Below are 24,192 nucleotides of genomic sequence, written 5' to 3' on the forward strand. Positions count from 1 at the left end.
TTGGATCAACGGGGGCTTTTCGGCTATTGATGGTTAATGGTCTCATGACTTGGCTGGGAAGGGTCGGTGTTTTGATCGGCCTTCGCTTTTTCCTCCAGCTCCTTCAGACTCTCTTCAATCTGCTCCAAATATTTCTGGATGTTTTTCTGGTGGGGTTCGACGGTGCGTTTCCAGCTTTCAATGGAGGATTTCACATCCTCGGAAAGCTCTTTAATTAATTCAGCACCTTCTTTGGACGTCTGAGTAATCTGGTCTCTGAGCTGCATGCCATCCTCTTTCAGGCTCAGCACGGTATTCTTCAGGTTTTCGCTTTTCAGTCTGGCATTTTCACGGAAATCCCTTCCGGATGATGGGGCATTAAAAAGTGTGCATGCGGCCCCGACGGCACCTCCTACTAAAATGCCCAGAGCTAACGATTTTCCATTTGGCATATCCGTCCATCTCCTTTCAGATCCATCTCCATGGTTCTATTTTCTCTTAATATGTAAGAATAAAACCTTAAAATGATAAAAAAGCGTCTGTCGTTTTAAGTATAACAAAGGCACTACAGAAAAGTAGTGCCTTTGTTGACTGACAAGGTTACGAAGCCTGCCGGACCGGACCTCCCATGGAAGACCGCTTGAGGATCTTCATGGCAATAGGGTACACAACGGCGACGAACAAGATGTTGAAGGCCGCAGCCGGGAGAACGACTGTGGCGAACATGATGCCGAAACTCGCTTCCATCAGGCCGATGATATATAGGACAACGCCAAGGAAAATGGATCCGCTGATCATTGTTCCAATGCCGGCAAGAATCGGCTGCGTCAGTTTATGGTTAGAGATTTTTTTCGTCAGCAGTACAAGTCCAAAGAAAGCGAAAGCTGTCAATGGTTTGTCAATCAAGTTGGCAAGCTGGCCGCCGGGCACTGTCGTTGTCAAAGCAGCGATAAAACCGGTAGCTAAGGACAAAAGCAGTACATAAGGGGCTTTCGGGAACATCAGTATGCCCAGGAACATCATGGCCAGCATCATGTCCGGACGCATCCCGAAGAAAAACGGTGGAGCCACCGCGTGAAGCACAGCACCAATACCAACAAGCAGGGACAACATAACTAATACTCGAATATTCATTTAACATCTCTCCTCAACTATTCTAATCTCTTCTAAATGACATTCCAGACGTGTCCTTCTGACCGCCTGCGAACGCATACCTGTATTATACAAAAATCAGCTCCGAAAATCAAAAATGATACATAGTGTTAATGAGGAATCCGGCTGCTGATCTCACCGGCAACCGCCTGAAGCTGCTCCGGGGAGTACTCATCGGAATGGACTTCCCATTTTGCTCCGAAACCATCATTATCCCCATACCTTGGAATCAGATGAATATGTAGATGGAAAACAGACTGTCCTGCTGGTTCTTCGTTGTTGTTCAGCACATTCAAGCCGACCGGTTCATACGTTTCCTTAATGGCATTGGCGATTTTAGGAATTCTCGAGAAAAGAGCGGCTGCTGTGTCAGGATGGGTGTTGTAAATATCCTTGCAGTGCGCCTTGGGGATGACGAGCGTGTGCCCCTTCGTCACCTGACTGATATCGAGGAAAGCATACACTTTTTCATCTTCATACACTTTAGCGGAAGGGATGTCTCCGTCAATAATCTTACAAAAGATACACGAGTCTGCCATGTTTGACACTCCTTTCATTATTGAATGTATTGTACCATAAGAAGCGGTAGACGCCCATTAGTAGAAAGCGCGGGCGGCGTGTGTGCAGATGGAAAATATGATAAAATTCACTCAAATGGACCAATGAAAAGAGGGATAGCATGCAGTCTTTATTACATATTGAAAACCTCCACGGAGGCTATACGCATAAAAACGTCCTGCACGGCATCAGTCTTGATGTGAAACCGAAAGAAATCGTCGGATTGATCGGATTGAACGGAGCGGGGAAAAGTACGACGATCAAGCATATTATCGGATTGATGCAGGCGAAGAAGGGGACGGTGTCTATTAACGGAACCCGCTTTGATGAGGATCCCGAGAAGTACCGGCAGCAGCTGGGATATATTCCTGAAATGCCGATCCTCTATGATGAGCTTACCCTTTATGAGCATCTTCATCTGACGGCTATGGCTTACAACATCCCTGAAGATGTTTTTAAGAAGCGTCTTGATCCACTATTGAAGGAATTCCGTCTGGAGAAAAAACTGAAATGGTTCCCTGTCCATTTCTCTAAGGGGATGCGTCAGAAGGTGATGATCATGTGCGCCTTCCTCATAGAACCGGAACTTTATATCGTGGATGAACCTTTTGTCGGTCTTGATCCGCTTGGGATCCAGTCCTACCTGCAGATGATGGTGGATATGAAGGAGAACGGGGCGGGCATTCTTATGTCCACCCATATTCTGGCGACAGCTGAGAAGTACTGTGACCGTTTTGTCATTCTCCACGACGGAGAGATCCGTGCGCAGGGGACACTGGCGGAGCTCCGACAATCCTTCGGCCGCCCCCATGCTTCCCTGGACGATATATATGTCGAGCTTACAAAGGAAGAGCAGCATGATTAAGGCGAAGGAGTTCTGGTCTGCGCGTTTTTCCGGACACATCAAGGAAACGAGCCGCTACTTGAAATACATGTTCAACGGGCATATTGCAGTGGCCATGCTGTTTTTCATTTCAGCTTCGGCTTATTATTATCAGCAGTGGCTTCAGAATCTTCCGGAGAACTTCCCTACCGCTTTCGTCATCGCTGTCGCTTTTGGTTTTCTCGCCGGCTACAGTCCGGTGCGGACACTGCTGAAAGAGCCGGACCTTGTCTTTCTCCTTCCGGCTGAGTATCAGCTGAATGATTACTTCAAGCGGTGTCTCTACTATAGTTACATCGTCCAGCTTTATTTAATCTTTCTTGTGTCGGCTGCGCTCGGCCCGTTATATTTGGCGTCTTATCCATCTCTGGGTGGCCGTTATTATTTCATGATGATCGGTGTCGTCCTTGTTGTGAAGGTGTGGAACATGCTTTCCAACTGGTGGATGCTCAAGGAAAGGAATGGTCGGATCCGCCGGGTGGATCAGGTGGCCAAGGCGTTCCTGAACGGCTTCATCTTTTTCTTTCTTGCCCGCGGAGATTGGGTGTTTGCCGGTGTCGTAACCGTTCTTCTTGCCGCCCTCGTCCTGTACACGTATACATTGGCGAGTCAAAAAGCCGGACTCGCCTGGGACCTGCTCGTAGAAAAGGACCAGCAGCGGATGCGTGCCTTTTACCGGATCGCCAATATGTTCACGGATGTGCCGCATTTGAAAAACACCGTGAAGAAAAGGCACGGGCTTGTCCGGCTGCTCGTGCAGAGGATCCCCTTCCGTCAGGACCACTCCTTTACTTATTTGTTCCGGATTACATTCGTCCGGAGCAGTGATTATTTAGGCATGTACCTCCGGCTGATTCTTATTGGCGGGCTGGCGGTTTGGTTTGTCCCGAACGTCTGGGTGAAAGGGGCATTTGCTCTGCTGTTTCTCTATTTGAGCGGGTTTCAGATGATGACCCTCTGGAATCACCACAGGACCATTATCTGGCTCGATCTCTATCCCGTTCATCAACAGTGGAAACAGAAGGCCGTCCTGCAATGGCTGAAAACGATCATGCTTTTCCAGACGGCTGTCTTCGGAATCCTGCTTGCTCTTCAATTCCAATGGGCGGGGATGATTGGTGTCTGGGTGCTCGGTGCTTTGTTCAGTTATGCGTTTGTACAAACGTATGTCAAACAACGATTAAACTAACAAGGAAGGCTGCATGGAGCAGCCTTCTTTTTAAAAGGAGGGTCTTCATTGAACTACGAACAAAAGGTGAAGAAAGAAGCCGTACGCTGGAGCCGGTCGCTCGATAAACGGTCTGCTCTTCTGCAGCGGACCTCGAAGCCGTTTCAGCAGCGGATCAACAGTACGATTCCCGACCGCATCCACCAGGTGATAACGGAAAGTGTCCGTTCCATGATGGAAGCCGCTTTAACCACCTCTGAATACGTCAGGCCTGTGACTGTCGAAGACCACTGGACGTGGGAAGAGCGGGAGGTGAAGATTAAGGAACTGCTGAAGCAGTACAAAAGAACCGCTTCACTGGAAGGAGCCGGGACGGGGTTCGGCGGCATATGGCTGGGCCTTGCCGACTTTCCTCTGCTGTTAAGTATCAAGATGAAGTTTTTATTCGATGCGGCCCAGGTGTGTGGAATGAACATCCATTCGTATGAGGACAGAGTCTATTTACTGCACGTCTTTATGCTGGCTTATTCCAGCGATGACGTGAGGAAACAGACGAAGGAAAAAGTGATGAATTGGAAGGACGTTCCGCTTGAGGAGAAGAATGTGGATTGGAAAACGCTTCAGATGGAGTACAGAGATACGCTTGATATAGTAAAGCTGCTCCAAATCGTCCCCGGCATCGGTGCCGTCGTCGGCTTTGTGGCCAATGGACGTTTATTGGAGCAGCTTGGTGAAACAGCTGTACAGTCCTTTCGTCTACGTTTTCTTTAGGACTGTTGTTTTTCCTGATAGCTCATATAAGCCTGAAACAGCGTCTTTGCAGCGTGAGGCAGGGCAGACTCATCAAAGTCGAATTTCGGATGATGATGCGGGTAGTAATGATCAGGGATTTGAGCTCCCGTAAAGTAGTACGCACCCGGTTTCTCCAATAAGTAATAGGCGAAGTCCTCTCCGGCCATCACGGGCTCCACTTCTTCGGTAACGAGGGAAGCATCCGCCTTAGAAGCGTTCTCCAGGATGAGTTCAGCCTCATCGATATGGTTGATGACCGGTGGGTAGCCCTTTTCATAAAGAAAATCATAGTCGGCGTCATATCCCTGGCACGTACCTTTTATGATTTTTTCCATTTCGCCGATAATCAGATCCTGAACATCAGCATCAAACGTCCGGACTGTCCCCGTCAGCTTAGCTGAATCAGCAATCACGTTAAAGGTGCCGCCCGCTTCCAAAGTTCCGACCGTAACGACCGCCGTTTTCAGAGGGTCAATCCGGCGGCTGACCACCTGCTGCAGCGTAGTCACGAGCTGGGAAGCGATGACAATGGCATCTTTCGTCTGGTGCGGCTGAGCGCCGTGTCCACCTTTTCCTTTGATCGTAATTTCAAAACGGTCCGCTCCAGCCATAAACGGCCCTTTAGACGTCTGGATGACTCCGGTCGGTGCATTTACCCATAAGTGCGTTCCGAAGACGGCATCCGCTTCTTCGATGGCTCCCGCCTCGACCATTGGCTTGGCACCTCCGGGAGCATATTCCTCCGCATGCTGATGAAGGAACAGCACGGTTCCCGGAAGTTCGCTTTGATAAGGGGCGAGAGCTTCGGCCAGGCCTAGCAAAGCTGCCGTATGGCCGTCATGTCCACAGGCATGCATCGCCCCGTCATGCTTGGAGCGGTAGGAAACATCATTCTCCTCCTGGATCGGCAGGGCATCAAAATCTGCACGAAGGGCAACCGTTCGGCCGGGTTTTCCGCCTTTAAGCGTGGCGACGACACCGTTGCCGCCGACGTGGCTTTCATAAGGAATGCCCAGTCTTTCATATGTATCTGCTATAAATTGCGCCGTTTTCTCCTCGTGGAAAGAAACCTCCGGATATTGGTGAAGATACCGGCGTGTTTCCACCATCTTGTCGTATTGACGGTCGATGGCTTGAAAAACATTCTCCCTCATGTCGCATTCTCCTTTATGTTGTGGTTGTACAAATTGTAATACAGCTTCTGAATATTCTCAAATTTATCCCGGACGCATGCTTTTCTTAAAAGCTCTGTTAAAGTCTTTTGTTGATATTTTAAACGATTACTAAATCGTTTCCGTCTGGAATTAGGGGTCCGGTCCGCTATTTACTCAGAGCATGGGATGGCAGGGAAAGGGAGTCATTCCCAAGGCCGCCTCCTACAAATCCCATGACAAAAAGGGATGATAGGAGCTCACATGTTAAATAACAACACCAAGCAATAACAGTGCCTTCTTAAAAGAGAAAGACTGCAGTGAAGAGGGACTGTTGTCCGGCAATCATAAAAAACCCGTACGATGGTTGTTCATCGTACGGGTTTGTGCCGTGGATAGAAGATTAATCCTGCAGCCGGGAATCCTGAAGAAGGCGGCTGATCTCTTCCATGTGGTGGGTTTCATCTGAAATCATATCATCAAGCTTGACGGAAAGCTCGGTCAGGCTCAGTTCCTCCGCCTGCTGTTTTCTTTCTTCGTAGCGCTGGATCGTCTGTCTCTCCGCTTCACGTGCTTCCTCGAGCATTGGACGAACTTCTCTCAGCTGTTTCACTTCTGCCGGTGTTGTTGTCGGTGTGCCTCCAAGTGTACTGATTTTTTCAGCTAAATATAAGGCATGCCCTTGTTCATCGGCGACTTCCTCTTCGAAGAACGGCTTCAAAACGGAACGGTAAAGTCCTGTTACGACCGCCGCATTATAGGTGTACATAATGGAAGCGGCATACTCATGCGCGAGGTCTTCATTCAAGCCATCAATGAGGGCTTTCATTTTTTCATCCATGCAACAACATCCTTTCTTATTTCAGTCTCACCCATTACTTTTCCCTCCCGCTATCCATTTAAACGTGAAATTCCGTCTCAAGTCGGAAGGGGTGCCCCTCTGCAGCGGGGTTTCACCTCTCCATGAAACAGATAAAATGAAAACAGGCACAGGAAAGGTTTTTATACTGTTTTTGTCGAATTATTTACGTAAGAGAAGGGTGATAGGATGAGTACAACTGTTGGGAGAGGGATTGCGGCCTTCCTTTTGATTGGGGCCGGAGTCATTCTTTTGTTAACGAATATGAACATCATTTCCCTGGAAATGAATCTATCCTGGGGTATGATTTATCCGTTTATCATTCTGCTGTTTGGGTTGAGAATGTGGAGCGGTGCTCTTTTTAAAAAAGCGGGAAGCTGGGTGACCGGGTCATTTTTGTCCGTTTTTGCGGCCCTGTTGATTCTGGACCGTTTCGGAGTGATGACTTTCCGCTTCTGGGATATCTGGCAGCTCTGGCCGCTGCTGTTCGTGTATATCGGGTTTGGGATCATGAAGGGAAGAGGCGGAGGCAGCGATGCCCGCTATTTTGATAAACCGCTGCCTGCATCCAGGACGATGGCGGTCGGGGATCTATCTTTTACAGAAGAAAACTGGAAGGTAGAGCCGATGAACGTCTGGAGCGCGGTTAGTGATTACAAGTTCGATTTTACGAAAGCTTTTATTCCAGATGAGGATATTCCGATCCGTGTGGCCGGCTGGGCCGGTGATGTGCGCATGTTTGTACCAAAGCAGGTGCCTTTTCGGGTGGACGCAAAAGTGAAAGCCGGAGATATCAAGGTGGCCGGCCAGAAGGCGGACGGAATCAACCGCTTCATTCAATATGAAACACGGGATTACCAAGAAGCCCGCCGGAAACTGACCATCCAGATTGAATTAACGGCCGGTTCCATTAAAGTGGTTCAGGTGTAAGGGGGGAAAGCGGTGCTGAAAAAACTAAACAGTGTACGTTATATGTTCATCCGCTCTCATCTTTACGGCCTTTTTCTAAATACATTGATCCTGCTGGCTGTCCTGCTGTCCGTTGACGTTTGGTTCGATCCAGCGTGGCTGGAAGCGGGAGCGGTTCTGCTGTTTATCGTGGTATATGTCTTCATCGGTTTTTTGACGGCGCTGTATGCCGGGTTTCGTTCGAGCGGGGATATGAAACAGCGTCTCGACTATATTTCAACAATGATTACACAGCTGGCGAGAGGGAAGCTGTCGTCCAGGATTTACTTCCAGGAGGATGATGAAATTGCCGGGCTCGGGGATGAATTGAATACCCTCGGTCAAAAGCTGCAGCAGCAGAAGGACGCCCTTTTAAAGCTGGCTGACGAAAAAGGGGAGCTCGCCCGTTCCGCCCATAAAGCGGCAGCGATTGAAGAGAGACAGCGTCTGGCCCGGGATCTCCATGATGCCGTCAGTCAGCAGTTGTTTGCCCTGACGATGATGGCACAGGCGGCTGAGAAGATCTTTGAGCGTGATCCTGTCCGTGCGAGAGAGCAGGTGGGGGAGATGACTCAGATGGCGCTTCAGGCTCAGACGGAAATGAGAGCGCTGCTGCTTCATCTCCGGCCGGTGCATTTATCCGGGGAATCTTTGACCGAAGGCGTGGGTGCTTTAATCGAAGAATTGAAGCAGAAGTGCCGGATTGATTTTCAAGTGGATATGGAGGATGTGGAAGGTCTAACGAAAACGATGGAGGATCAGCTTTTCCGTATTGTTCAGGAAGCCTTATCCAACGTTCTGCGGCACGCAGGGGCGGATGAAGTGAAAGTCATCTGTACGAGCGATGAAGAAGAAGTTTTTTTACATATCTCCGACAATGGAGCAGGCTTTCGTGTAGAAGAAAAAAAGGGAAACAAAGCTTCCTATGGTTTGAAAACGATGCAGGAGCGTTGTGAGGAAATCGGCGGCATTTTTTCTCTGCGTTCGAGCAAAGGAGAGGGGACGCATATCGATCTGCGTGTTCCTGTCCGTTTTACAATGGAGGGGGAAACAGGATGATCCGTGTGGTAGTCGTTGATGATCATGATGTTGTACGTAAAGGCGTCATTGCTTATTTAAGTACGGAAGAGGACCTTGATATTGTAGGGGAGGCATCCAGCGGCAGAGCAGGAGTGGCCGTCGTGCAGCAGCAGAAGCCGGATGTTGTCCTCATGGACTTGATTATGGAGGACGGAACCGGTATTGAAGCTACGGAAGAAATTATGAAAACCGAAGCGTGCCGGATTATCATTCTGACAAGCTATTACGATGATGAAAAGGTCTTTCCCGCCCTTGAAGCCGGGGCCTTCAGCTACATGTTGAAAACCTCGTCGGCTGATGAAATCGCAGACGCGATCCGGAAGGCTTTTGCGGGAGAAAACGTCATTGAACCAAAAGTCGCCACGAAAATGATGACCCGGTTTCGGAAAGATAAATCCCTGCATGAGGATTTAACGAATCGGGAGCTTGAAGTTCTTAAGTGTATCGGAGAAGGGATGACCAACCAGGAAATCAGTGATGTTCTTTACATCGGCATAAAAACGGTGAAAACCCACGTCAGTCATGTGCTGAGCAAGCTTGAGGTGCAGGATCGGACACAAGCGGCTGTTTATGCCCATCGTAATGGGCTTGTGCAGGCGTAAGGGGAGTGTTTTATAAATGGATAAATCCTTTGTTTTCAATAAATACACGAGTATAATGACAGGTAGGAGAGAGAAAGGAAGACTTGTATGAAGAAGGATCATGAAAGCCGGCTGTTTGTCATCTGGGCTGTATCTCTGACTGCCATGGCCGGAAGCTTGTTTTTTTCAGAAGTGCTCGGCTTTCCGCCGTGTGAGTTGTGCTGGTATCAGCGTATTCTCATGTACCCGCTCGTGCTCATCTATGGCACAGCCCTTGTGAAAAAGAATATGGCGGTTGCGCTGCCGGGGTTGTTTATGAGCGGTATCGGTGTGTGTGTATCTGCCTGGCACTACAGCCTCCAGAAAATCCCGGTCTTATCCGCCGGGGATTCGTGCGGTCTTGTGCCGTGCAGTGGCCAGTACATCAATCTATTCGGTTTCATCACCATTCCGTTTTTAGCGGGAACCGCATTTATCATCATTTTTATCATTCACGTGCTTGTAGTGAAAAAGGAAGGAAGTCATCGTTCATGAAAAAAGGCATGATTATTTTCGCCAGTGTGCTGGCTGTTCTCGTTGTTGTCCTTATCTTTGTCGTCAATTACCAGAACAATCAGAAGACAGCCGATAATCCTTATGGCAAGGATGAGCTGGATCAGGCTACCATCAACCAGCTGGACGATCCGAATTACCAGAATCAGATTCTGCCGGATGAGCTGGAGGAGGAAATCGAATCGGGAGATCCGGTTACCGTGTATTTTTACAGTCCGACCTGCCCGCATTGTCAACGGACAACTCCTGTGCTTGTGCCGATGGTAGAGGATCTGGATATCGACATGAAAAAAATGAACTTATTAGAGTTTGATGTGTGGACAGCGTACAGCATTGAATCAACGCCGACACTCGTCCATTATGAAAATGGCGAAGAGCAGGCGAGACTTGTCGGAGAGCAGCCGGAAACGGTGTTCGAGGAATTTTTCCGGAATGAAGTACTCAATGGGGCAGAGGAAGAATAAAAAAGTGAGCGGCATGTGCCGCTCACTTTTGCTATGCTAGTCTTCAAGCTGGATCATACGGTATTGTGTAATATAGGCGTCTCCGTCTATAAAGGAAGGTTTCTTCGCGTGTTTCGGTCCGGACTTTTTGTGGGCATCATCAAAGGATTTGGAATTCTTCCAGTCTTCGAAGTCCTGCTGGTTCCGCCACTGGGTGAAGACAACATACGTATTTCCTTTCAGCGGGCGGAGGATACGGATGGCCTGGAAGCCTTCCTGGTTTTCTACGCTTCCCGCTCTCTGCTTGAAACGATCCTCAAACACCGGACGTCCCTCTTCACTGACAGGGATGTTGTTCATAACCACATACCCTTCCGACTGGACGTCCCCGACACGGTCGACCGTCTCATAATCCCGGCCCTCAGAGAAAATCGAAGGACCGTCTCCTTCATAATAAGCGAGGGTTTTATCCTGATCCTGCATGTAGAAGATGGAGGCGTCAGGGTGCTGCTCCCGCAGTTTAGCTAAGTAATCCAGTGTACCACTTGTCATTGAAACTTTCATAGGCGATGTCTCCTTTCCTTCGGTATGTTCAGTGTATCAATAGGGGTTGAAGGGTGGCAAGCTGGAAGGTGACAGACAGAAAGGGTCGAATTGCAGTGAAATTAAAAAAACAATGGGACAAGCTTCCTTCCTGGGTGAAGAAATGGAAGTGGCCGCTTCTCGGTCTTGGCGTGCTTGTCTTTTTCTTATTTGCAGGCTTTATGACGATCTATTTCGGTGGGCGTTTCGTCGTCAATGAGAAGGATTTAATCCTTGATGAAATGACGACAGTGGAAACGGCCGATGGTGAAGTGATTGAGCGTATCTATACGAAGAATCGGCAGGTCGTCAGTATCGACCAGGTTCCTGATCATGTGCAGGAAGCCTTTACTGCCGTGGAGGACAGCCGTTTCCGTGAGCACTCCGGTGTAGACTTTAAAGGTATTCTACGTGCGGTATATAAGGATATCATCGCCATGAAAAAGGTGGAGGGAGCCAGTACCATCACGCAGCAGCTGGCGAAAAATGTGTTTTTGACCAATGAAAAGACGTGGATGCGTAAGACGAAGGAAGTGATGGCCGCCCTTTATTTGGAGCGGAACTTCACGAAGGACGAAATTTTGGAACTTTATTTGAACCGGATTTATTTCGGGGAGGGAACGTACGGCATTGAAGCCGCTTCCCAGCACTATTTCCAAACCTCAGTCTCAGATCTCAGCATCGCTCAAGGAGCGCTTTTGGCAGGGCTGCCGAAAGCACCGAATACCTACTCTCCTTTTGAAAACCCTGAAGCAGCTGAAGAACGCAGGAACGTTGTGCTGGCACGGATGTATGATGTAGGAAGCATAGATGCCGCTGTACTGAAACAGATGCAGGGAACGACATTGGCTGTGGAAAGAGAAGAAGATACGGAGGAGGAGACGTGGTCCAATAGTTACGTCGACCTCGTTATTCAGGAAGCGGCTGAGAAGTATCATATCTCACGGGACGAACTGAAGCGCGGCGGTTATCAGATCATCGTGGAGATGGATCCGGTCATTCAGAAAATAGCTGCCGAAGAAATGAAAAACGGGGAATATATTCCCGGGACAGCAGGTCCTGTGGAAGGGGCGCTGACGATTACCGATCACCGGACGGGAGCCGTTGCTGCCGCTGTTGGCGGACGGGATTATGTGCACGGGGACTTCAATCGGGTTCTTTCAAAACAGCCGCCGGCTTCAACGATCAAACCGTTCGCGGTCTACGGCCCGGCCCTCATGATGGATGAATATGACCCGTATTCCCTGCTGTCGGATGAACGGCAGGCCTTTGGTGAGTTTAATCCAAGAAACTACAACGATGAGTACGAAGGTCAGGTGTCGCTCTACGAAGCTCTTGTAGAATCGAAGAACGTGTCAGCGGTATGGCTGCTCGATCAAATCGGCATCCCTTATGCGAAAACGTATTTAGATAAACTGGGTCTTTCTACAAAGGACGATGGGCTTGCGATTGCTTTAGGCGGGCTTTCTGAAGGCTATACACCCCTGCAGATGGCAGAGGCATACGGGGCCGTTGCCCAGTCAGGAGTGAAGAAAGACAGTTATACCATTAAGCAGATGGCAGACCGGGAGGGAAAGGTTATCCATGAGCATACGCCGGAAGAAGTGCAGGTGTTTGACGCTCAAACCTCCTGGTATTTGACGGAAATTCTGCAGACAGTCGTGGAGGATGGTACCGCAAGTTCCGGCGACTATCCGAAAGCCCTGGCTGGGAAAACCGGTACGCAGCAGGATACAGATGTCTGGTTTGCCGGCTATACCCCGGAATATGCCGGAGCCGTCTGGATGGGGTATGACTCCAATGAAGAAGGCAGCCGTGTGGAAGGCAGCAGTGCCTATCCGGCCCGCATGATGAAACGCATTTTAACGAAAGTGGACCAGCAGCAGGAGCTTGCGACAGCGTTTGAACAGCCGGAAGGAGTGGAAAGTCTTCCTGATCCTGTCTCCCTGCCGGTGATTACAGATGCGGAGGCTAACCTCAACCTGGGCGGACTGGCTACGCTGCGCGGGACGATTACGTGGAGCATACCGGAGGATGAACGGATTATTTACCGTATTTTCAGGGAAGAAGAGGGAGAGGATGTTAAAGTCGGGGAAGTGACCGGCAAAGGGGAGTTCCGCATCAGTGCGTTCAGTGTTTTTGATGAGACCCGCTACTACATTGTCCCCGCCGACCCGCTTACAGGTAAAGAAGGACAGCCGTCCAACTCTGTCCGCCTGAACTGGGACTTTTAAAATCGTACAAAATCGTGACAAACCACTTATACAGCGACATGGTTTTCCGATAAATGTTATAGTTGAAAACGGGTCGTTGATGAACGTTAAAAAGGAGTCTTATTCATGAAGAAAATTGAGAATGACACAATATTGAGAGCTTTCCGCGGTGAAGAAACCGATCATACACCCGTATGGTTTATGCGCCAGGCCGGACGGTCACAGCCTGAATACCGCAAACTAAAAGAGAAATACTCATTGTTTGAGATCACTCATGAACCGGAACTGTGTGCCTACGTCACACGTCTGCCTGTCGAGCAGTACGGCGTGGACGCTGCCATTCTTTATAAGGATATCATGTCCCCTCTTCCGGCGATTGGTGTGGATGTCGAGATCAAAAAAGGGGTCGGTCCCGTCATCCATAATCCAGTCCGCTCGAAAGACGACATCTTGAAGCTTGGAACCATTGATCCGGAGGCGGATGTTCCTTATGTTCTGGATACCATCCGTCTGCTTACGAAAGAGCAGCTGACAGTACCATTGATCGGCTTCAGTGGAGCGCCGTTCACACTGGCAAGCTATATGATTGAAGGCGGTCCTTCCAAGAACTACAGCAAAACAAAATCACTGATGTACAGTGAGCCGATGACATGGTTTGCTCTCATGGATAAGCTTGCTGATATGGTCATTGCGTATGTAAAAGCGCAGGTGGCAGCCGGAGCCGAAGCCATCCAGATTTTCGATTCGTGGGTAGGTTCCCTGAACGTCGAAGACTACCGGACATTTATCAAGCCGGTGATGCAGCGGATCTTCTCTGAATTGAAGGAAGAAAATGTCCCGTTGATTACTTTCGGCGTCGGAGCAGGTCATTTGATCCACGAATGGGATGATCTTCCTGTCGATGTCATTGGTCTGGACTGGAGAATGTCGATTACAGAAGCTAGAAACGCAGGGGTGACGAAACCGCTGCAGGGGAACCTGGATCCGACGATTCTCTTATCCGACTGGGACGTTATTGAAGAGCGGGCCAAGCGGATCATTGATGAGGGCAGAAATCATCCGTCCCACATCTTTAATCTTGGACATGGTGTCACACCGGATATCAAACCGGAAACATTGAAGCGTTTGACCAATTTAATCCATACGTACTCAAAAAAGAACTAAGAGGTGAAGCTGCATGGCACAGAAGAAAATGGGACTATTAGTAATGGCTTATGGAACTCCTTATAAGGAAGAAGATTTGGAGCGTTATTACACACACATCCGCCGGGGAAGAAAGCCGTCGGATGAGCTTCTTCAGGATCTGCGTGACCGTTATGATGCCATTGGAGGCATATCGCCTCTGGCCCGCATTACGGATGATCAGGCCGAAGCCGTACAGAACGCGTTGAATGAAAAACAGGAGGATGTTGAATTCCATATGTATCTTGGCTTAAAACATATTGAGCCGTTCGTGGAAGATGCGGTGGCTCAGATGGCCGAAGATGGCATTGACGAAGCGGTTTCCATTGTTCTTGCTCCCCACTATTCCACGTACAGCGTAAAATCTTACAACGGACGTGCGAAAGAGGAAGCAGACAAACACGGCATCACTATCCGTTCTGTGGAAAGCTGGTACGACGCCCCGGGCTTTATCGATTACTGGAAGCAGGCTTTGGAAGCGGAATACAGCAAAATGGATGAAGCAGAAAAAGAAAACAGCTGCCTGATCGTATCGGCGCACAGTCTGCCGATGAAGATTTTGGAAGGCGGCGATCCATATCCGGATCAGCTGAAGAAAACGGCGGATTTGATTGCAGAAGCCGCCGGCATCACCAATTATGAAATCGGCTGGCAGAGTGAAGGGAATACACCGGATCCATGGATCGGTCCGGACGTGCAGGACCTTACCCGTGATCTTTATCATGAAAAAGGATACACCACTTTCGTGTATGCGCCGGTCGGTTTCGTTTCCGATCACTTGGAAGTTCTTTACGACAACGATTACGAGTGTAAGGTTGTCTGTGATGAAATCGGAGCAGGCTATTACCGTCCTGAAATGCCGAATACGCATCCGCAGTTTATCGACACTCTAGCTGATGTCGTGCTGGATAAAGCGAAAGAGCAGTAAGACGATGGGGGAACGAAAACAAGTCGTAGTTATAGGCGGGGGGATCACAGGATTAACATCCGCCTATTACCTTCAGAAAAAAGCAGACGAAAAAGACATCCCTCTCGATGTATCATTATTAGAAGCCGGCCATCGTCTGGGCGGTAAAATTGAAACCGTGAAAAAGGACGGGTTCACGATTGAACGCGGTCCTGATTCTTTTCTGGAACGAAAGGAAAGCGCCGGGCGCCTGGCCCGTGAAGTCGGACTGGGGGAGGAGCTTGTACCCAATGGGACAGGTCAATCCTACATCTTAGTGAATGGGCGGCTTCACAAGATGCCGGCGGGATCCTATATGGGGATTCCTACGCGGATCCGTCCATTTCTTTTTTCCGGATTGTTCACACCTGCAGGAAAAATCAGAGCGTCGATGGATCTTGTGAAGTCCAAAAAGACGGTGGAGGGAGATCAGTCGCTTGGACTTTTCTTCCGGCGCCGGCTGGGGAATCAAGTGGTCGAAAACCTGATTGAGCCGCTTTTGTCCGGCATTTATGCCGGCGACATCGATCAGCTGAGCCTGAAGGCGACCTTCCCGCAGTTTTATGAGATGGAGCAGGAGTATGGCAGCCTGATTAAAGGACTGCGTCGGACCACTAACATCCCAAAGCGTAAAAAAGGCGAAAAGAAACCGAGCATGTTCCGTACCCTGAAACACGGGCTCAGCTCCCTGGTGGATGCGGTCGAAGAGCAGCTGCATCCAGGAACGGTACAAACGGGAGTCCAAGTGAATCATATCGAGAAACAGGACGATGGCTATCAACTGCTGCTCAGTAATGGAACAGTGAAGGAAGCGGATGCTGTCATTATGGCTGTTCCCCATTTCGCGGTTCAGCGCATGCTGTCCCACTTTGATTTTCTTGAGCCGTTTAAGAACACCAATGCCACATCGGTGGCCAACGTCGCCATGGCTTTTGATGCGTCAGCCATTAAGAAGGATATTGACGGCACAGGCTTTGTCGTGTCGAGAAACAGCGATTTCCGCATCACCGCCTGCACGTGGACACATAAAAAATGGCCGCACTCGACACCAGAGGGAAAAGTGCTTCTCCGGTGTTATGTCGGTAAGCCGTCGGATCAGGAAATCGTCGAAAAGACGGATGAAGAAATCCAGGACATCGTTTTGAAGGATTTGAATAAAACGATGAACATTACGGAAAAACCGGATTTTTCTGTTGTGACGCGCTGGCATGATGCAATGCCTCAGTATAAGGTGGGGCATAAGGAAAAGCTGCAGCATATTACAGCAGCTATGGAAAAAGAGCTGCCCGGCATTTATCTGGCTGGCGGCTCCTACCGCGGCATCGGTCTTCCTGACTGTATTGACCAGGGAGAAGCGGCCGTAGAGAAGGTTCTCACACATCTTTTTGTATAATGGCACGAGAAGAGCTCCCCGGATCAACGGGGGGCTTTTTTTATATGCAGCCTTCCTTATAGAAGCCTGCAACCTTATGAAAGGGCTTGCATGAAACGACAAGGCTTAGTATGATAATAATTGGAAACGTTTTCAAATAGCATCAAGGGGGAAATGAATATGGCTACGATTGAAGATGTAGCGAAATTGGCTGGATTATCAAGGACGACGGTGTCCCGCGTCATTAATGATCAGCCATACGTGACTGAAGAAAAGCGGCAGCGAATAGTCCAGGCCATGAAGGACCTCGGGTATGTCCCCAATTCATCTGCGCGCCGCCTGCGCAGCCAGAAAACAGAAACCATAGCAGTCCTGCTGCCCCGGGTTACCAATCCATTCTTCGGAAACTTAATTGAAGCGATGGAGCAGAAAGCATCCGAATGGGGATACCAGGTGATCGTCTGCCAGACCCACCATTCCAGAAAAAAAGAAATCGACTATCTTCAGCTGCTGAAAACGAAGCAGGTGGATGGTGTGATTATGGCTTCCCTCATCAATGATTGGAAGGATGTCGAGCCTTATCTGGAGTCCGGTCCGATTGTGTTCTGCAATGAATACATGGAGGATGCTTCGATTCCAATGATTCATATGGATCATAAAACAGCCGCCTACGAAGCTGCTGTTCATTTGCTGGAGCAGGGGTGTAAACATATTGCGTACGCCAGCGGAGGGCCGGAAAGTCATCTGGGAGCTATGCGGAAGCAGGGATTCCTTGAGGCGTTGGAGGAATATGGACGACCTTTCCTCGACGAGCTTAATATCGACTGGGCGATTGATGTCAGTGACGGACAGAAGGTCTTTCATTTGATTCGCAGCGAATTCCCTTATATTGACGGGGTATTTACTGGATCGGATGAAGTAGCAGCCGGTTTAATCTATGAAGCTTCTTCCTCAGACTGGAAGGTGCCGGAGGACCTCGCCGTGGTAGGGTTTGATAATCAGATGGTGTCGCTCCTGATGGTGCCTTCTGTCACAACCATCCAGCAGCCGGTCATACAAATGGCGGATAAAACGGTGGAAGTACTCATACAGCAGCTGCTTCATCCGGGAGCCATTGCACCGAAGCGGTATGTCTATCCCCATCAGCTTCTATTAAGAAATTCAACGAAACGCAGAGAAGCAGCCATTCAGTAGTTTTCTACGAATGGCTTTTTTTTATGGCATCCATAAAAAAAGCAGCTGATGCCAGCTGCTTCAAATGATAGGTTCACTCTATGGATTTTTGTGGAATACTGGAATTAACGGGCAGGGTGGTCGCAGTCGTCGCAAACATTACCATAACAGTCGGCTTTTTCCTGAATGACATTTCCACATTGAGCACAGTGCTTTTTCGGCAGGTTACGGAAAAACTCAAGAACATTCATCATGGTAAATCGCCTCCAAGTATTTTTAATGTAAAACCATTGTATTATAACAATATTCAGAAATCAACCATCTGTTATAAAACAAAGCATATTTAGGCGGAATTTTTTTAAAAAGGGAGTGGATGATGTGAAAGTGACGATTATCGGATACTGGGGAGCCTATCCGGCGTCAGGAAGTGCGACCTCCGGATACTTGTTGGAGAAGGATGGATTTACGATGCTTGTCGATTGCGGAAGTGGTGTTTTGTCGCGACTGCAGCAGTACAAAAAAGTGATGGATCTTGATGCTGTCCTTTTGTCTCATTACCATCATGACCATATAGCGGATATCGGACCGCTGCAATACGCGATGCTCGTTCAGAACACTCTGCATGAAACGAATCAGAAGCTTTATCTATATGGGCACAAAGAAGACAAACAACAGTTTGAGCGGCTGAGCCATCAGTATACAGAAGGCGTCGGCTATGATCCTGGAGAAACGCTGAAACTCGGACCATTCACGATTGACTTTCAAAAAACCTCCCACCCTGTTCCTTGTTATGGTATGCGGATCAGTGATGGGGACAACACGATTGTTTATACAGCGGACACGAGTTATTTCGAACCGTGGGGGGATTTTGCAGAAGGGGCGGACCTGTTGATTACAGATACGAACTTCTATCATGGAATGGATGGGACCGGTCCGGGGCATATGACCAGTACAGAAGCTGCCACCATCGCCCGGGATGCCGGGGTGGATACGCTCTGGCTCAGTCATCTTCCACATTTCGGGGATCATACCCGCCTGCGTCAGGAAGCCCGGAACGTTTTTCAAGGAACCATTCAGATCGCAGAGGAAGGTTTATCCTGGAGTAAATAGATTGTTTCTCCTTTTCTAAACGATTACAATGGTACATGGAATAAGGACTGGAAAGGATGAAAGCCATGCTTTTTATAGACCACGAAGGCATTAATGATCCCAGGATTAATCTGGCGATCGAGGAGTACGCCTTAAAAAATCTCGATATTAATGAAACCTACTTACTGTTCTATATCAATGAACCGTCCATCATAATTGGGAAGAACCAAAACACGGTGGAGGAAATCAACACCAATTATGTGGAAGATAACGGCATTCATGTTGTACGCCGCCTGTCCGGTGGGGGAGCCGTTTATCATGATCTCGGAAACTTGAATTTCAGCTTCATCACGAAGGATGACGGAGACAGCTTCCATGATTTCGCTAAATTTACGAAGCCGGTGACAGAAGCCTTGAAAAAGCTCGGTGTAAATGCGGAGTTGTCCGGAAGAAATGACATTACCGCAGAGGATGGCCGGAAAATTTCAGGGAATGCCCAGTTTTCTACACGAGGGCGGATGTTCAGTCATGGAACGTTAATGCTGGATTCTGAAATCGAAAACGTCGTATCTGCGCTGAATGTGAAAACAGAAAAGATCAAATCCAAAGGAATCAAATCGATCCGCAGCCGCGTTGCGAACATCTCTGAATTTCTCGAAGAGCCGATTTCCATGGAGGAATTCAAACACCTGATTCTCCGCTATATTTTTGATGTGGAGGATGTGAAGGATGTACCACAGTATAAGCTTACTGCCGAAGACTGGGACAACATCCATAAACTTGCCGATGAGCGCTATAAAAACTGGGACTGGAACTACGGCCGTTCTCCGAAGTTCAACATCCAGCACACCAAGCGGATTGAAGGAGCAGGGAGTTACGATGTCCGTCTTGATGTGTCTAAAGGTACCATCCAGAATGCAAAAGTGTTTGGAGATTTCTTCGGTGTCGGTGATATCCATGTAGTCGAGGATACATTGATCGGATGCAGGTATGAACGCCAGGCCATCTCTGAAGCTTTGGATGAGGTGGATATTTCCTATTACCTTGGGAAAATTTCAAAAGAAGACTTTTTGAACATCCTTTATTAAAAAATTCCCGGTCTCTGTTGGAGGGGGCCGGGTTTTTCCTATTTCACGTTTAGACATAAGTTGATAAAAAGTTTTCAGTATTTTATAATTAATTAGAAAATACAAATGGTGAATGATTATTCATTCATAATAAGGGGGAGCATGCATGAATTTAAGCGGACAGCTGATGCTGACGGCTCAAGAAAACCCTGACAAGGATGCCTATATTTTTCAAGGTCATTCGGTCAGCTACAAAGAGTTCGATGCGTCCGTAACGAAATTCGCTTCAACGTTGTCCAGGCTTGGCTATGGGAAAGGAGACCATGTGGCTTTGGTAAGTGGGAACAGTCCTCTGTTTATGATCGGCTTGTACGGAGCCCTCCGTGCGGGGACGACTGTTATCCCAATCAACCCGACCTACACCGCATCAGAGATTGGATACATTTTAAAGAATGGGGATGTCAAAGCTGTCATCACAATGGATGTCCTTTTGGAGATTTTTGAACATTTGGATCACCAAAGCGATGTGGAGCATTATTTTGCTGCCGATACGAACAGCGGTATGGATTTGTCCGCATCTTCCTTGTCTCCAAAAATGAAATCGTTTACAAAAGCGGTGGAGGAAGGCAGCCCGGCTTTTGAGGGACCGCCCCTTGAGGATGAAGACACGGGAGTCATCCTTTATACCTCAGGAACGACCGGGAAGCCGAAAGGTGCGATGCTGACCCACCGGAATTTATATTCCAACGCCACAGATGTGGCGGACTACCTGGAGTTTTCTTCCGATGACCGGGTCATTGCCACACTGCCGATGTTCCATGTTTTCTGCCTGACCGTCTGTTTGAATGCACCGCTTATGAATGGAGGCACCATCCTCGTCATTCCGAAGTTTTCCCCTCAGGAAGTATTTGCTGTGGCAGATGAACATAAAGCTACCGTGTTTGCCGGAGTGCCGACGATGTATAATTATCTGCAGCAGACAGGCAGCGATCAGGTGCAGACCTTCCGGCACATGCGTCTGTCCATCTCCGGCGGCTCATCGCTGCCTGTATCCCTGCTGGAATCTTTTGAACAGCAGTTTCACGTACGGATCTCAGAAGGGTATGGATTGTCGGAGGCTTCGCCGGTCACTGCCTTCAACCCGCTGGACCGTCCGAGAAAAGCTGGATCAATAGGGAGAAATATAAAAAATGTAGAAAACCGCGTCGTGGATGAACTAGGAGAAGATGTTCCTGTCGGCGAAGTCGGAGAGTTGATCGTCAAAGGTCCGAACGTGATGAAAGGCTATTACAAAATGCCGGAGGAAACTGCTGTAACAATCAGAGATGGCTGGCTTTATACCGGCGATATGGCCCGTGTAGATGAAGAAGGGTATTTCTACATTGTGGACCGGAAGAAGGATATGATTCTTGTCGGGGGCTATAATGTCTATCCAAGAGAAGTGGAAGAGGTTTTATACAGCCACGAGGACATTACAGAAGTGGCGGTCGTCGGTGCGCCGCACCCGGAGCTTGGGGAAACGGTCATCAGTTTTGTTGTTTCCAGGAATCCGTCTCTCCGGGAAGCCGAACTGCTCGCTTTCTGCCGTGAGCGGCTCGCCAAGTATAAATGGCCGTCCCGAATTGAGTTTCTACACGAACTTCCAAAGAACACAACAGGGAAAATATTAAGAAAGAACTTACGCAAGCAGCTCACCAGCTCTTAATCATTAAGCCGTTCCGGTTTCATTCAGCCGGAGCGGCTTCTTTAATTTAACAATCATTTATAAGAACTTAAGACCCCGTTTATTTTCTCTTGATACTTTAAAGAGGAATAAGGAAGGGGTGGGTGTATGAGAACGTTCAAACGTCGAATGCCGCTGCTGTTGGGGCTGCTGCTTGTTACAGGTTTTCTGCTGGCTGCTGAAACGCTGTATTCCGAGGAGCCCGTGGACATTCAGCTTCTCGGTGTCAACGATCTGCATGGTCAGCTGGAGGCAGAACTGACCTTTGATGGAAAGAAAGCGGGAGGTGCTGAATACCTGGCCGCTTACTTGAAAGCCTATGAGAAGGAGAACCCTCACTCTCTTATTGTTCACGCAGGAGACATGATTGGTGGAAGTCCGCCAATTTCTTCTTTGTTTCAGGATGAACCAACGGTCGAATGGATGAACAGGGTGGGCTTTGATGTTGGAACACTAGGAAACCATGAACTGGATGAGGGAGTAGAGGAAATGACGCGCCTGCTTGACGGGGGATGGCATAAGCAGACGGGGACGTTTTCTGGTTCGACCACCCCTTATACTGCTGCAAATGTCGTGGATGAATCGACAGGAGAGCCGCTGCTTCCTTCCCACATCATTAAAGAAATCAAAGGTGTGCCTGTCGGTTTTATTGGAGTGGTAACGACAGACACGCGTGATTATGTCCTTGAAGAGAACTTGGAAGGCGTCAGGATTACGGATGAAGTCACGGCGGTCAATGAAGCGGTTCAGGAATTGAAGGATAAAGGGGTTTCTTCCATTATTGTTCTCGGCCATGTTTCGGCTGCATCTGACAAGTCCGGCACAAAAGGATCTGAGTCCTTTGTAGAGATGGCCGGAGCCATTGATGATGAAGTTGATGTCCTGTTTGCAGGGCATAACCATACGTATGCAGATATTGAAGTAGATGGAAAGCTGATCGTTCAGGCGTATTCGTACGGACGGGCATTTTCCAAAGTCGATTTGACGATCGACCCGGCCACTCAAGATATCGTCAATAAAGAAGCAGAGATTATTGTGACCTACCACGAAGGGATGGACCCGGATCCGGAGACAAAGGCATTGCTGGAGCCATATCAGGCTCAGATCGAAGAGGAGTATCACCAGGTGCTGGGAGAGGCGGAACGTGGTTTGTCGAGGAAGAAAGACGAAAAAGGCCGTTCTGCACTCGGTGAGCTTGTAGCCGGTTCACTGAAGGAGAAGATGCAGGCGGATATGGCATTCGTGCATCACGGTGGGATACGTCAAAGTATCCCTCAAGGTCCCATTCAAGCTGTGGACCTGCACTCCTCGCTTCCTTTCAAGCATTATGGGGTCAGTCTGACAATGACCGGTGAACAGATTGAAGACGCTCTGCTTGAACAGTGGAGCGAAGGACGGACGAACAGGGTACAGCCATCAGGGCTGACATATGAGTGGGAGAAGAACGACGGAGTGATTTCTGTATATAACCTGCGGGATCAAGATGGTGAACCGGTCGATCCCGAGCAGACCTATACGGTCGCTGTCACCCAGTATCTGGCTTACGGCGGAGATGGTTTTGAAGCTTTCGGACGTGGGGAGCTCCTGCGTGAAGGTGAGCTTCTTGTGGATATCGTGTCAGATCATATCGCTGAAAACAACCTGTTGGATGAGTAGACTGCCTATTACGGCAGTCTTTTTTTCATGGATGTGAAACGTTCATGTGGGTGGGGTCGTAAAAAAGGAAAGGGGGAATGAAACGTGGAGAAACAATTATCTCGATTGATGGAAGCCAAACAGGACGTACATAGGCTGGAACGTTTGGAACGTGAACATAACCAGCTGGAAAAAGAGCTTCAGGAGGCACGCGGAAAAGAAGCCCATTTCGCTCGTAGACTGGAGGAGGAAAAAGAGGATGTGGAAAAGCTGGAGCGTGTTCGTTTGAGTCGTCTATTCGTTGTCCTTACCGGCCAAAAGCAGGACCGGATGGAAAAAGAAAAGCAGGAAGTGGTTGAGGCTGGTGTGAAATGGCGGGAGGCTGAAAAGTCCCGTAAGGACATCGAAGGGGAAATACGTCATATTGAAGAACGAATGCAGAGCCTGAGCGGGGTGCGGACGCGCTATCGTACGCTGTACGAGGAACGAAAAGAGGCGCTCGTCTCCGGCGGCGGTGATAAAGGAAAGCGGCTTCTGGAAATTAGTGAGAAGCGCTCGCAGCTTCTTGCAGAGCGGACAGAAATTGAAGAAGCCCTGCAGGCAGGAAAGGAAGCGCACAAGGCTTTGGAGACGGCTTCGGAGTTTTTGACGAAAGCGGAAAACTGGGGAATGGCCGATATGCTTGGCGGGGGTCTTCTCACCACAGCGGTGAAGCATTCCAGAATGGATGAGGCAGAAGAAGCTGTTCATATGGCCCAACAGCATTTGCGGAAGTTTGCAAATGAAATGGCGGACATCGGCGAATTCGCCGATGTGGACCTCCGAATCTCTGAAGGATGGACGATAGCTGATTACTTTCTGGATGGTTTGATTGTGGATTTATTTGTACAGAATAAGATCCAGCAGTCCCATGAAGAGGTACGCAGGATTCGAAAGCAGACACACGACTCTCTTGTTGATCTCGAGTCTCTGCAGCGGGATTATGAGAAGAAAGAGACGGTGTGGAAGGAAGAGCAGGACGAGCTGATCAAGTCCTCGTGAGGGAAGGTCAAATGTCATTTCTT

At 48.9% G+C, this 24,192-nt stretch carries 25 protein-coding genes; 18 read left to right on the forward strand and 7 right to left on the reverse strand.

Annotation, left to right across the window (positions count from 1 at the left end):
• Positions 1 to 23: 23 nt before the first annotated feature.
• From ACXAJH_RS15645 to ACXAJH_RS15655, 3 genes are all read right to left on the reverse strand, one after another.
• Positions 24 to 431 carry a YtxH domain-containing protein gene (locus tag ACXAJH_RS15645; RefSeq protein ID WP_474967798.1) on the reverse strand — a complete coding sequence of 136 codons (408 nt, stop codon included), beginning with the start codon at positions 429 to 431 and terminating at the stop codon, positions 24 to 26.
• 148 nt (positions 432 to 579) lie between these two features.
• Positions 580 to 1,113 (reverse strand): tryptophan transporter, encoded by a 534-nt coding sequence (locus ACXAJH_RS15650; RefSeq protein ID WP_474994511.1) that lies wholly within the window; start codon positions 1,111 to 1,113, stop codon positions 580 to 582.
• 128 nt (positions 1,114 to 1,241) lie between these two features.
• Complete coding sequence (locus tag ACXAJH_RS15655; protein ID WP_474967800.1) at positions 1,242 to 1,670, reverse strand: HIT family protein; 429 nt, start codon at positions 1,668 to 1,670, stop codon at positions 1,242 to 1,244.
• Positions 1,671 to 1,810: 140 nt separating this feature from the next.
• On the opposite strand from ACXAJH_RS15655, the gene ACXAJH_RS15660 reads away from it, so the two are divergent.
• Genes ACXAJH_RS15660 through ACXAJH_RS15670 form a run of 3 tightly spaced genes read left to right on the forward strand, consistent with a single transcriptional unit; the run spans position 1,811 to position 4,511 of the window.
• A complete protein-coding gene (locus ACXAJH_RS15660) occupies positions 1,811 to 2,554 on the forward strand; it encodes an ABC transporter ATP-binding protein (protein ID WP_474967801.1) in 744 nt (247 codons plus the stop codon).
• On the forward strand, positions 2,547 to 3,761 hold the full coding sequence (locus ACXAJH_RS15665) for an ABC transporter permease (protein WP_474967802.1): 1,215 nt from the start codon (positions 2,547 to 2,549) through the stop codon (positions 3,759 to 3,761). The genes ACXAJH_RS15660 and ACXAJH_RS15665 overlap by 8 nt, the downstream gene beginning before the upstream one ends.
• A 48-nt stretch (positions 3,762 to 3,809) precedes the next feature.
• A complete protein-coding gene (locus tag ACXAJH_RS15670) occupies positions 3,810 to 4,511 on the forward strand; it encodes an EcsC family protein (protein WP_474967803.1) in 702 nt (233 codons plus the stop codon).
• Here the strand turns inward: ACXAJH_RS15670 and ACXAJH_RS15675 are convergent.
• Together ACXAJH_RS15675 and ACXAJH_RS15680 are read right to left on the reverse strand one after the other, a co-directional pair.
• On the reverse strand, positions 4,508 to 5,686 hold the full coding sequence (locus ACXAJH_RS15675) for an amidohydrolase (protein WP_474971872.1): 1,179 nt from the start codon (positions 5,684 to 5,686) through the stop codon (positions 4,508 to 4,510). The two genes, ACXAJH_RS15670 and ACXAJH_RS15675, sit on opposite strands and share 4 nt — an antisense overlap.
• Positions 5,687 to 6,086: 400 nt before the next feature.
• The gene (locus ACXAJH_RS15680; RefSeq protein WP_474967805.1) at positions 6,087 to 6,524 is read right to left on the reverse strand and encodes a ferritin-like domain-containing protein; all 438 of its coding nucleotides are present in this window, start codon (positions 6,522 to 6,524) and stop codon (positions 6,087 to 6,089) included.
• 207 nt (positions 6,525 to 6,731) lie between these two features.
• Here ACXAJH_RS15680 and liaF point away from each other — a divergent pair, with 207 nt between their 5' ends.
• The 5 genes from liaF (at position 6,732) to ACXAJH_RS15705 (ending at position 10,167) form a co-directional block, all read left to right on the forward strand.
• Entirely contained in the window at positions 6,732 to 7,472 is a 741-nt protein-coding gene (gene liaF / locus ACXAJH_RS15685; protein ID WP_474971871.1) for a cell wall-active antibiotics response protein LiaF, read from the forward strand.
• Positions 7,473 to 7,484: 12 nt separating this feature from the next.
• Complete coding sequence (locus tag ACXAJH_RS15690; protein WP_474967807.1) at positions 7,485 to 8,549, forward strand: sensor histidine kinase; 1,065 nt, start codon at positions 7,485 to 7,487, stop codon at positions 8,547 to 8,549.
• Complete coding sequence (locus ACXAJH_RS15695; protein ID WP_474967808.1) at positions 8,546 to 9,172, forward strand: response regulator; 627 nt, start codon at positions 8,546 to 8,548, stop codon at positions 9,170 to 9,172. Before ACXAJH_RS15690 ends, ACXAJH_RS15695 begins: the two co-directional genes overlap by 4 nt.
• Positions 9,173 to 9,259: 87 nt before the next feature.
• The gene (locus ACXAJH_RS15700) at positions 9,260 to 9,685 is read left to right on the forward strand and encodes a disulfide oxidoreductase (RefSeq protein ID WP_474967809.1); all 426 of its coding nucleotides are present in this window, start codon (positions 9,260 to 9,262) and stop codon (positions 9,683 to 9,685) included.
• A complete protein-coding gene (locus ACXAJH_RS15705; protein ID WP_474994513.1) occupies positions 9,682 to 10,167 on the forward strand; it encodes a thioredoxin family protein in 486 nt (161 codons plus the stop codon). Before ACXAJH_RS15700 ends, ACXAJH_RS15705 begins: the two co-directional genes overlap by 4 nt.
• Before the next feature lie 36 nt (positions 10,168 to 10,203).
• Here ACXAJH_RS15705 and ACXAJH_RS15710 read toward each other — a convergent pair whose 3' ends face one another.
• Positions 10,204 to 10,710, reverse strand: a complete 507-nt coding sequence (locus ACXAJH_RS15710) for an antibiotic biosynthesis monooxygenase family protein (protein WP_474967811.1) — start codon at positions 10,708 to 10,710, stop codon at positions 10,204 to 10,206.
• Positions 10,711 to 10,763: 53 nt separating this feature from the next.
• Here ACXAJH_RS15710 and ACXAJH_RS15715 point away from each other — a divergent pair, with 53 nt between their 5' ends.
• From ACXAJH_RS15715 to ACXAJH_RS15735, 5 genes are all read left to right on the forward strand, one after another.
• Positions 10,764 to 12,962 carry a transglycosylase domain-containing protein gene (locus tag ACXAJH_RS15715; protein ID WP_474971868.1) on the forward strand — a complete coding sequence of 733 codons (2,199 nt, stop codon included), beginning with the start codon at positions 10,764 to 10,766 and terminating at the stop codon, positions 12,960 to 12,962.
• 105 nt (positions 12,963 to 13,067) lie between these two features.
• The gene (hemE, locus tag ACXAJH_RS15720) at positions 13,068 to 14,105 is read left to right on the forward strand and encodes a uroporphyrinogen decarboxylase (RefSeq protein WP_474967813.1); all 1,038 of its coding nucleotides are present in this window, start codon (positions 13,068 to 13,070) and stop codon (positions 14,103 to 14,105) included.
• Positions 14,106 to 14,118: 13 nt separating this feature from the next.
• A complete protein-coding gene (hemH, locus tag ACXAJH_RS15725) occupies positions 14,119 to 15,051 on the forward strand; it encodes a ferrochelatase (protein WP_474967814.1) in 933 nt (310 codons plus the stop codon).
• A 4-nt stretch (positions 15,052 to 15,055) separates the two neighbouring features.
• A complete protein-coding gene (gene hemY, locus ACXAJH_RS15730) occupies positions 15,056 to 16,462 on the forward strand; it encodes a protoporphyrinogen oxidase (RefSeq protein WP_474967815.1) in 1,407 nt (468 codons plus the stop codon).
• Positions 16,463 to 16,621: 159 nt separating this feature from the next.
• Positions 16,622 to 17,635 carry a LacI family DNA-binding transcriptional regulator gene (locus ACXAJH_RS15735; RefSeq protein ID WP_474967816.1) on the forward strand — a complete coding sequence of 338 codons (1,014 nt, stop codon included), beginning with the start codon at positions 16,622 to 16,624 and terminating at the stop codon, positions 17,633 to 17,635.
• A 104-nt stretch (positions 17,636 to 17,739) separates the two neighbouring features.
• Here the strand turns inward: ACXAJH_RS15735 and yhfH are convergent, their stop codons facing one another.
• Positions 17,740 to 17,868 (reverse strand): protein YhfH, encoded by a 129-nt coding sequence (yhfH, locus tag ACXAJH_RS15740; protein ID WP_084163219.1) that lies wholly within the window; start codon positions 17,866 to 17,868, stop codon positions 17,740 to 17,742.
• A gap of 124 nt (positions 17,869 to 17,992) precedes the next feature.
• Here yhfH and ACXAJH_RS15745 point away from each other — a divergent pair, with 124 nt between their 5' ends.
• From ACXAJH_RS15745 to ACXAJH_RS15765, 5 genes are all read left to right on the forward strand, one after another.
• Positions 17,993 to 18,724, forward strand: coding sequence for an MBL fold metallo-hydrolase (locus ACXAJH_RS15745; protein ID WP_474971867.1), 732 nt, complete (start codon positions 17,993 to 17,995; stop codon positions 18,722 to 18,724).
• A 65-nt stretch (positions 18,725 to 18,789) separates the two neighbouring features.
• Positions 18,790 to 19,791: a lipoate--protein ligase gene (locus tag ACXAJH_RS15750; protein WP_474970362.1), complete on the forward strand. Its 1,002-nt coding sequence runs from the start codon at positions 18,790 to 18,792 to the stop codon at positions 19,789 to 19,791.
• Between the two features lie 145 nt (positions 19,792 to 19,936).
• Positions 19,937 to 21,475 (forward strand): fatty acid--CoA ligase family protein, encoded by a 1,539-nt coding sequence (locus tag ACXAJH_RS15755; RefSeq protein ID WP_474967818.1) that lies wholly within the window; start codon positions 19,937 to 19,939, stop codon positions 21,473 to 21,475.
• A gap of 126 nt (positions 21,476 to 21,601) precedes the next feature.
• On the forward strand, positions 21,602 to 23,149 hold the full coding sequence (locus ACXAJH_RS15760; protein WP_474971866.1) for a bifunctional metallophosphatase/5'-nucleotidase: 1,548 nt from the start codon (positions 21,602 to 21,604) through the stop codon (positions 23,147 to 23,149).
• A gap of 84 nt (positions 23,150 to 23,233) precedes the next feature.
• A complete protein-coding gene (locus tag ACXAJH_RS15765) occupies positions 23,234 to 24,169 on the forward strand; it encodes a hypothetical protein (RefSeq protein ID WP_474994514.1) in 936 nt (311 codons plus the stop codon).
• Positions 24,170 to 24,192: the final 23 nt, after the last annotated feature.

It is taken from the genome of Halobacillus sp. ABD4_316 (assembly GCF_056161385.1).